This window comes from Chitinophaga sp., from assembly GCF_036566945.1.
Lineage (GTDB): Bacteria > Bacteroidota > Bacteroidia > Chitinophagales > Chitinophagaceae > Chitinophaga.
In genome coordinates, this window is record NZ_DATCVJ010000745.1 from 1 (window position 1) to 8,694 (window position 8,694).

General features: G+C 45.0%; 10 protein-coding genes. 7 read left to right on the plus strand and 3 right to left on the minus strand.

Annotated features, from left to right (window positions below; all coding sequences use genetic code 11):
- Both VIP81_RS22390 and VIP81_RS22395 read left to right on the plus strand, forming a co-directional pair.
- Positions 1–819, plus strand: an 819-nt coding sequence (locus VIP81_RS22390) for a helical backbone metal receptor (protein ID WP_331966639.1), incomplete at its 5' end; no start/stop codon positions are given.
- A gap of 60 nt (positions 820–879) precedes the next feature.
- Positions 880–1,317 (plus strand): ubiquinol-cytochrome c reductase iron-sulfur subunit, encoded by a 438-nt coding sequence (locus VIP81_RS22395; protein ID WP_331966642.1) that lies wholly within the window; start codon positions 880–882, stop codon positions 1,315–1,317.
- Here the strand turns inward: VIP81_RS22395 and VIP81_RS22400 are convergent.
- Complete coding sequence (locus VIP81_RS22400; RefSeq protein WP_331966646.1) at positions 1,314–2,126, minus strand: alpha/beta hydrolase; 813 nt, start codon at positions 2,124–2,126, stop codon at positions 1,314–1,316. The two genes, VIP81_RS22395 and VIP81_RS22400, sit on opposite strands and share 4 nt — an antisense overlap.
- Positions 2,127–2,262: 136 nt before the next feature.
- Between VIP81_RS22400 and fbaA the strand changes: the two genes are divergently transcribed.
- The 4 genes from fbaA to VIP81_RS22420 all read left to right on the plus strand — a co-directional run bounded on the left by fbaA (position 2,263) and on the right by VIP81_RS22420 (position 6,160).
- The gene (gene fbaA / locus VIP81_RS22405; protein WP_331966649.1) at positions 2,263–3,330 is read left to right on the plus strand and encodes a class II fructose-bisphosphate aldolase; all 1,068 of its coding nucleotides are present in this window, start codon (positions 2,263–2,265) and stop codon (positions 3,328–3,330) included.
- A 243-nt stretch (positions 3,331–3,573) separates the two neighbouring features.
- A complete protein-coding gene (gene accD, locus VIP81_RS22410) occupies positions 3,574–4,422 on the plus strand; it encodes an acetyl-CoA carboxylase, carboxyltransferase subunit beta (RefSeq protein ID WP_331966652.1) in 849 nt (282 codons plus the stop codon).
- A 98-nt stretch (positions 4,423–4,520) separates the two neighbouring features.
- Positions 4,521–4,958, plus strand: a complete 438-nt coding sequence (gene smpB / locus VIP81_RS22415; protein WP_331966655.1) for an SsrA-binding protein SmpB — start codon at positions 4,521–4,523, stop codon at positions 4,956–4,958.
- Positions 4,959–5,008: 50 nt separating this feature from the next.
- On the plus strand, positions 5,009–6,160 hold the full coding sequence (locus VIP81_RS22420; protein ID WP_331966658.1) for a hypothetical protein: 1,152 nt from the start codon (positions 5,009–5,011) through the stop codon (positions 6,158–6,160).
- 110 nt (positions 6,161–6,270) lie between these two features.
- Here VIP81_RS22420 and trxA read toward each other — a convergent pair whose 3' ends face one another.
- On the minus strand, positions 6,271–6,567 hold the full coding sequence (trxA, locus tag VIP81_RS22425) for a thioredoxin (RefSeq protein ID WP_331966661.1): 297 nt from the start codon (positions 6,565–6,567) through the stop codon (positions 6,271–6,273).
- A gap of 98 nt (positions 6,568–6,665) precedes the next feature.
- Here trxA and VIP81_RS22430 point away from each other — a divergent pair, with 98 nt between their 5' ends.
- A complete protein-coding gene (locus VIP81_RS22430; protein WP_331966663.1) occupies positions 6,666–7,229 on the plus strand; it encodes an isoprenylcysteine carboxylmethyltransferase family protein in 564 nt (187 codons plus the stop codon).
- Positions 7,230–7,347: 118 nt separating this feature from the next.
- Here VIP81_RS22430 and VIP81_RS22435 read toward each other — a convergent pair.
- The coding region (locus VIP81_RS22435; RefSeq protein WP_331966666.1) for a RagB/SusD family nutrient uptake outer membrane protein at positions 7,348–8,694 on the minus strand (1,347 nt) is incomplete at its 5' end.

Below are 8,694 nucleotides of genomic sequence, written 5' to 3' on the forward strand. Positions count from 1 at the left end.
AATCCTGGGAAAGACAAAAAAAAATTACAGCATAACCACTTTTACATGATTTTTACTGATCAGTTAAACAGACCCATTACACTGGAAAAACCGCCACAGCGGATCATTTCACTGGTGCCCTCCCAAACAGAATTATTATACACGCTGGGGCTCAACGAAGAAGTAGTGGGTATTACAAAATTCTGCGTACATCCGTCTACGTGGTTCCGCGAAAAAACGCGTGTAGGTGGTACTAAAAATATCCATCGTGACCGGATAGACGCGTTGCGGCCCGATCTGATCATTGCCAATAAAGAAGAAAACCTTGAGTCGGATGTGGAGCCGCTGATGGCCGATTACCCGGTATGGGTGAGTAATATACAAACACTGGAAGATGCTTACAATATGATCACCGGCATTGGTGCGCTGACCAACCGCATCGCTGCTGCCACCACTCTGGTGACACAGATCAAGGCTGGTTTTGCCGCCTTACCCATACGTACCAAGCCTGTTCCAACCGCCTACTTTATCTGGCGCGATCCCTGGATGGTAGCGGGTGGCGATACTTTTATACATGAAATGTTAAGTATGTGTGGCTTGCACAATGTGTTTGGTGAACAACTTCGTTATCCTTCCATTACGGCCAAACAGCTGGCAGGCAGCGGATGTGAGCTGGTGTTATTATCTTCAGAGCCTTATCCTTTCCGCGAAAAGCATATTGCTGAATTGCAGGCTATCGTGCCACGTGCACGTATTCAGCTGGTAGATGGTGAAATGTTTTCCTGGTATGGCAGTCGCCTGCTGGCGGCCGGCGCTTACTTTTCTACGCTTACTTTTTAGAGGCAACCTTCTGCTTTCCATTTGCGTAAACAGTTTATCGATCAACTAAAACGCATTTATATGGAAAGAAGAGATTTTGTTTCCAACATTGGATTAACACTCGTACTGGCCTGCACAGCCGGATTAGCGGCTTGCAGCAAAGGTGGGGGCGGCTCAGATACCCCTGCTCCTCCTACCGGCGGCAATGCTAAACTGTCGCTCAACCTGGCATCCGACTTACCGAATGTGGGTGATTTTAAAATATCCAATGGCGTTATTATTATCCGCACCAGTGCTGGTAATGCAGCTACTGATTTTTCTGCGCTTTCCAGCACCTGTACCCATCAGGGCTGTACCGTGGCTACTTTCAACAACAGCACCCATTTAATAGAGTGCAATGCCCCTTGTGGTCATGGCAGCCGCTATAGTACCAGCGGCGCGGTAAACACCGGACCGGCTACAGCCGCATTGACTGCCTATACCATTAAAGTAAACGGCAATACCTTAACTGTTAGCTAGTGATTTTGCAGGAAATTAAGTACCCATGCGGCAAAAGGAGCAGTACGTACCACGGTATTATGATCTCCTTCTACTGTGCCGTGCATACCGGCGGGCATCATCGCTGCCAGTGATCCGCCGGTATCATTATCTCCGTCTTTATCTCCTCCAATAACCAGTACCGGTTGTTGCACCCTGGCCAGCTCTTGTGGTGTAGTGGCGGGTTGGCCAAATTGCATTAATGCCAGGGCGCGCTGATCCAGTCCTGACTTTTGTACATTTTTCACCATGGGCGCCAGTTCCGGCACATCTTTTCCGGAAAGGGCGGCATAAAATAGCTGCCGGCGGGGCCAGGCGGGATCCGTAAAGCCTGTGCCCATACCACCCAGTACCGCACAACTTACGCGGGTATCCAGCACCAGCAGGCGGGCCGCTATAATAGATCCCCGGGAATATCCCACTACCTGGTAGCGGTTCAAACCAAGATAAGTGATAAGTCCCATGATATCTTTTGCTTCTGCATCCTGCAGGTAAGCCGTGCTGTCGTGCGGATGATCAGAGGCTCCATTTCCCCGAAGGTCCAGCCTAATTACCTTGAATCCATGTAACAGGAGAGAATCGTATACCGCTGTTTTTTTCCAGGATTCACCATCTGTAATAAAACCGTGTACCAATAATACCGGCCGGCCGGCGCCTTTTACGGTGTAATGAATCCGGGTACCATCGAAAGAAGTATAGTAGAGAAGCGAATCGTTTGCATTCCCACCAAATGCAGTAACAGCAGGCATTTGCAGGAGTAACCAGATAAACAGGGTTAGATATAATTTCATACAGACGTGGGTTGAGATCGGGTAAAATACATTTTTCTGTTGGTAGATTTAATACATAAGCACTTACTTTTCGCTATAAATCTTCTATTTAACTCCTTATATTTGCTTTCCTAAAAAATAAAACACATATCAGAATATGGGAAAATACAGAGCTGGCGTATTATTCGGCGAAGAGCTGGATGCGCTGTATAACGATGCCAAAGACAACGGATTTGCTATGCCTGCCGTGAATGTTGTGGGAACTAACTCCGTGAATGCGGTACTGGAAACAGCTGCTAAAGTAAATTCACCGGTAATTATACAGTTTTCCAACGGTGGTGCACAGTTTTTTGCTGGTAAGGGTATGCCGAATGATAAGCTGCAGGCGAACATTGCAGGTGGTATCTCCGGCGCTAAGCACGTACATGAAGTAGCTAAATATTATGGCGTACCGGTAGTATTACATACGGACCATGCTGCTAAAAAGTGGTTACCATGGATTGATGGTTTGCTGGATGCCGGCGAACAGTACTTCAAACTCCACGGTCAGCCACTGTACAGCTCTCACATGCTGGATCTGTCTGAAGAACCAATTGCTGAAAACATCGAAATTTCTCATAAATATTTTGAGAGAATGAACAAACTGGGTATGTCCATCGAAATCGAGCTGGGCGTAACTGGTGGTGAAGAAGATGGCGTGGATAATTCCGGTATCGACAACTCCAAGCTGTACACACAGCCAGAAGAAGTAGCTTACGCTTACGAAACTTTATCTAAAGTAGGTCCCCGTTTCACGGTAGCTGCTGCTTTTGGTAACGTACATGGTGTTTACACGCCAGGTAACGTAGAACTACGTCCGGTGATCCTGCATAACAGCCAGGAGTTTATCCAGGAAAAATACAAAACAGCTGCTAAACCAGTATACTATGTATTCCATGGTGGTAGCGGTTCTCCTAAGCACCAGATCACAGAAGCACTGGGTTATGGCGTTATCAAGATGAATATCGATACAGATATGCAGTGGGCATTCTGGGAAGGTATCCACGATTTCTACGAAGCTAAGAAAGCGTATCTGCAGGGCCAGCTGGGTAATCCGGAAGGTGCCGACAAGCCAAATAAAAAATACTACGATCCACGTGTGTGGCTGCGCAAAGGTGAAGAAACCTTTGTAAACCGTCTGGAAGAGGCGTTCAGAGATCTGAACTGTATCAACAGAAACGCATAGGATTAGTATAAAGCTAAAAGCATAAAGCAAAAAGCTATTGTAGCGAAGATAATAGTATACTACATTATAATGTATAACGCTTTTATCTCCCCGACAATAGCTTTTTGCTTTATGCTTTTAGCCTTATGCCTTCCCAATGGCTTTTTGCTTTATGCTTTAAACTTTAAGCTTTTTCCCATATGTTTTTGGCTTTATACGATAATTCGTATCTTGCACCACTATTTTCTAATCTAATAGTAAAATATGTCAAGCTGGTTTAAGCGAATTAAACAAGGCATCTCTACCACCACCAGTGAAAAGAAAGAAGCACCGGATGGTTTGTGGCACAAGTGTCCTAACTGTAAAAAAACCACCACTGTAAAGGATCTGAAAGAGCATTTCTATGTTTGTGATAAGTGTAATTATCACAACCGTATTAACTCGGCAGAGTATTTTGAGATCATATTTGATAACAATCAGTTCGAGGAACTGTTCCCAAATATATACCCGACGGACTTCCTGGGCTTTAAAGATCTGAAGCCTTACGGCGACCGGTTGAAAGATGCGCAGAAGAAATCGGGGTTGAAAGATGCCATGACGGTAGGTGCCGGCAAGGTATTGGGTAATGACCTCGTAGTAGCCTGTATGGATTTCAATTTCATTGGCGGCTCTATGGGATCTGTAGTGGGTGAAAAGATTGCCCGTTCTATTGATTACTGTATCGTTAACAAAATGCCATTGATGATCATTTCCAAATCCGGGGGTGCCCGTATGATGGAAAGTGCATTTTCACTGATGCAGATGGCTAAAACGGCTGCCAAGCTTACACAGCTGGCCAATGCCAGACAGCCTTACATTTCTTTAATGACCGATCCTACCACCGGTGGTGTAACGGCTTCCTATGCAATGTTGGGTGACCTGAACATTGCGGAGCCAGGCGCATTGATTGGTTTTGCAGGTCCGAGGATCATTAAAGAAACGATTAAGAAAGATTTGCCCGCTGGCTTCCAGAGCGCTGAGTTCCTGTTGGATCACGGCTTCCTGGATTTCATCATGGATAGAAAAGAACTCAAGACGAGGTTGGCAAGTTTGCTGACCATATTTAAAAACTAGCTTTAGCGTTTAGCTGTTAGCTGTTAGTGTTGCTGATCCCGATTGCATCTACATACTAATAGCTAACAGCTGGAGGCTAACAGCTAATAGCTTCATAAATGGCAGAATTAAAGAACAGATCGGCATATTTCGAGTACGCAATAGAAGATAAATATATTGCCGGGATGGTATTGCTGGGAACGGAAATTAAGTCTATTCGTGCCAATAAGGTAAGTTTCAATGATTCATTCTGCTATTTTTCCAAAGGAGAATTGTTTGTAAAGAGCCTGCATATTGCCGAGTACACCCATGGCACCTCCTCCAACCACGATCCTATACGTGAACGCAAATTGCTGTTGACAAAGAAGGAATTAAGAAAAATTGAAAATAAGATCAAGGAACGCGGCTATACCATCGTGCCTCTTCGTATGTTCATCACAGATAAAAGTCTTGCCAAGATTGAAATAGGTGTTGGTAAAGGAAAGAAACTGCATGATAAACGAGACTCTATCAAAGCAAGAGAAGCGGACAGGGAACTCAGGAGACAATACAAATAGGCAGGAACAGGACTGTAGCAAGCCGATATATCCTTATAAAATTAATCCCCTTGAAAAATTTATCATGGAGGCAGCTACTCCCTGTAGCCACCATTCTCCTCTACACCTTGTTCCTTTCCTGCAAATCAGGCGAAAAATTATACAATAAGGGCAAATACGATGACGCGGTGAATGCTTTTGTGAAAAAGCTGCAACGCAAACCCCAGGACGCTGCCGCTACCCGATTGCTGCCAGATGCCTACAAGCAGGCCCAATTGCAGCGCGAAGAGCGCGTGAATGCCTATCTCCGCTCCAATAACGATTTGAAATGGGAATCGGTACGTAACGAATACAGGGCTTTGCAAACCCTTTACAGCAAGATCCACAGCTCCCCTGCCGCCCTGAAACTGGTGCAGCCAAAAGATTACAGCGACGCTATTACCGGCGCCCAGGAAAACGCCGCTGAAACGCGATATGACAGAGGCATGTCGCTACTCGACAGCCGCGATAAGGCCAGCGCGAGACAGGCATATGAGGAATTCTCTGCCGCCCTCAAACTGATCCCCAATTACCGCGACACAAAGCAAAGACGAGATGAAGCCTATCAACTGGGCGTTATTAATGTAGTGGTCAGCGAAATTGAAGTGCGTTCTCCTTATTACCAGTTCTCCGCCGACCAGTTCCGTGATTACCTCGTGAGAAACCTGCAACAACGCAATATCAACCAGTTTGTACAGTTTTACGATGAACGGATAGCCCGCAATGAAAATCTTCGTGCGGATGAATACATAGCATTACGCTTTTTTGATTTTGTGGTGGGAGAAACTTACGTAGACCGCCTACAGCGGGAGGTTTCAAAGGAGATTGTGGTAGGTACTACCAAAGATACCACTGGTAAAGAAAGCAATGTTTATAAAACCGTAAAAGCGACCCTCTATATTACTAAAAAGACAGTCATATCGAAAGGTTTGCTGGACTACCGTATTACCAATACTACTAATGGGCAGTTGCTGCGAACAGACCGCATTCCCGGAAGCTATACCTGGCTGAATCAGTTTGGGACCTTCCGTGGTGATGAAAGGGCATTAAGTGATGACGATAAACGCCTCATGGGCGGGCGGGATATGCCACCGCCACCTCCTTCGGACTTGTTCCTTGAGTTTACCCGACCTATTTACGATATACTCGCAAGGGATCTGCAGAGCTTTTATAATAGCATCTGATTTCAGGAAAGCAGAAGGCATAAAGCAAAAAGCTATTGAAGTGAAGATATGAGCGTATGGTACCTCATTTTATCTTCGCTTCAATAGCTTTATGCTTTATGCCTTCTGCTTCATAGGTGTTGTTTCAATATTGGAATCAACTGATGCGCCGGCACTACGCCGCTTTGCCGCCAGATGAGTTTTCCGTCACGAAAAAGCAGTAAAGTAGGTACGCTGCTGATCTGCCATTGCGCCGACAGCTGCTGGTTCTTATCGATATCTATCTTAATAATCCTCAACTGATCTCCCATCTTATCTTTTACTTCTTTTAAAATGGGAGGTACCATCTGGCAAGGGCCGCACCAGGTGGCAAAACAATCTATCAGTACAGGTGTGGGGGATTGTAATATTGCCTGCAGATTTTCCATAACACACGTTTTAATTGCGGTTACAAATTACGTACCTTTTTGAAGATCAGAAAATATAACATATATTACGAATATACTATTGTAACATTTTTCACATCATGAACTCGTTATCCTCCATTATCTACCTGGTCTGGTTTCTTTCTGAAATATTATTACATCGTATACTTCGCGGTGGTGACCAGGCCGACAAGAAAAAGCAGGACAAAGGTAGTCTGGCGTTTATCTGGATCGTGATCATTGTATTTATAAATATCGCGGTGCTCGTGTCTGTGAAAACGCCGTATTATATTATGCCGGGACCGCTAATGAATCGTATAGGCTTATCCGTTATACTGCTGGGGATGTTGCTTCGTTTTATTTCTATTGCACAACTGGGACGTTTATTTACGGTAGTAGTAACTATCCGCAAAGATCATCATATCAAAAAAAACGGGTTGTACAGCATACTGCGGCATCCCTCCTATGCCGGTTCCCTGTTGTCTTTCCTTGGATTTGGCTTATCAGTGAATAACTGGCTGGGGCTGGCCATTGTATTTATTCCGGTGCTGACTGTTTTTATTTACCGGATGAATATAGAAGAAAAAATGCTGACCGAACAATTTGGAGAAGAGTATACGGAGTATATGAAACATACCAGCAGAATACTTCCCTGGATATATTAGGAAAGAATTACGAATTACGAATTACGAATTACGAATTTGTGCGGAGATTGTAAACGCAAAGCGTATCCGCTACTATCTCCCCACAAATTCGTAATTCGTAATTCGTAATTCGTAATTCTTAATTATTGATATTAGGATTGTTCTGTAATTCTGTAATCGGTATGGAAAACAGGTAATACGGACTGTATGGCGTAAAAGGCTGTCCGTCCGGGAGTTTCAGGGTAAGATGCCCCTGCCCTGCTACTTGCTTAATGCTGCCGTCAGCACGTACCACGTTAATAATACTATCCTCGCCTGTATAAGAAAGAAATGGCTTTCGCACTACGGTACCACCTGTACGAACAATATCAGACAGCGCAAATCCTTCTCCCCATAGTTCTTTCCTTCTTTCTACGAGAATGGTATCAATAAGACTGCCGCCGCCTTTGTAGGTAGTGGCATTACGGGCAGCACGTAGTACATTCAGGGCTTCGGCACCTTTTCCGTTATTACCGTTACGGGTATACGCTTCTGCTTCTATCAGGTACATTTCTGCAGCGCGCATCAGCACCAGGTCGCCAACGAGTGCAGTCGCATCGCGGAAGCGGAATTTCTTATACCGCAGGTAGCCTTCCTGGTCAGGTAGCGTGTCCCAGTCAAATAAGCGGAAACGCACATCAGCACTGTCAAAGAAGTTCTGGAAGTAAGGATCGCACATAAAGCTCTGGTAGTAAGAGGCCGGCGTAGAAACATCCAGGAAATGGAAATTATAACTCGCATTGCTCTGGTTAGGCGTCTGACCATGCGCCCAGATCCATTCCGTGTTATTCAGGTCGTTGAACCCTTTATTATAATCGTCTCCAGACATCAGCGGATATCCGTTGCGGGCGGCTACTGCGGCTGTAATGGCCTTTGTCCACTGACGATTGTAGAGATAGGCTCTCGCCAATAAACCATTTGCTACATTCAGATCAATTTTCCATTTCTGAGCGGAGTTGCGCTGATAATCTTTCAGCAAAGGCAAGGCTGTTTCCAGGTCACTGATCACCTGTTTGTATACCTCTCCTATGGTGGATTTAGCTTTGCCTACAGAAGTAGCAGTAGTGGGTTCCAGGTAAATAGGTACTGCTTTCTCCGTGCCTGTTCTGTTAAACTGATAATGAGTAGCAAGCGTCAGGTAGCAGTTGGCGCGCAGTGCATATGCCTGCCCCTTGATATGTTGTTTTTTGCTTTCATCTCCTGTAGCATTATCAATCTTCGTGATAATGTTATTACAGTTATCGATCACCTTGTAAAGGATGGTCCAGAAAGCATTTACACGATTGAGTGTATTGTCTGCCATTTCCGTATAACCATATGATGCTCTTAGGCCATATGCCTGCGTTACGGCAATATCGCTGCCCATGGCATCACTGGTAAGATCAATAGATTTATAACCTGGAACGGCATACGTAAAAAACTCTTCAAACATATAAGCCCAGGTACC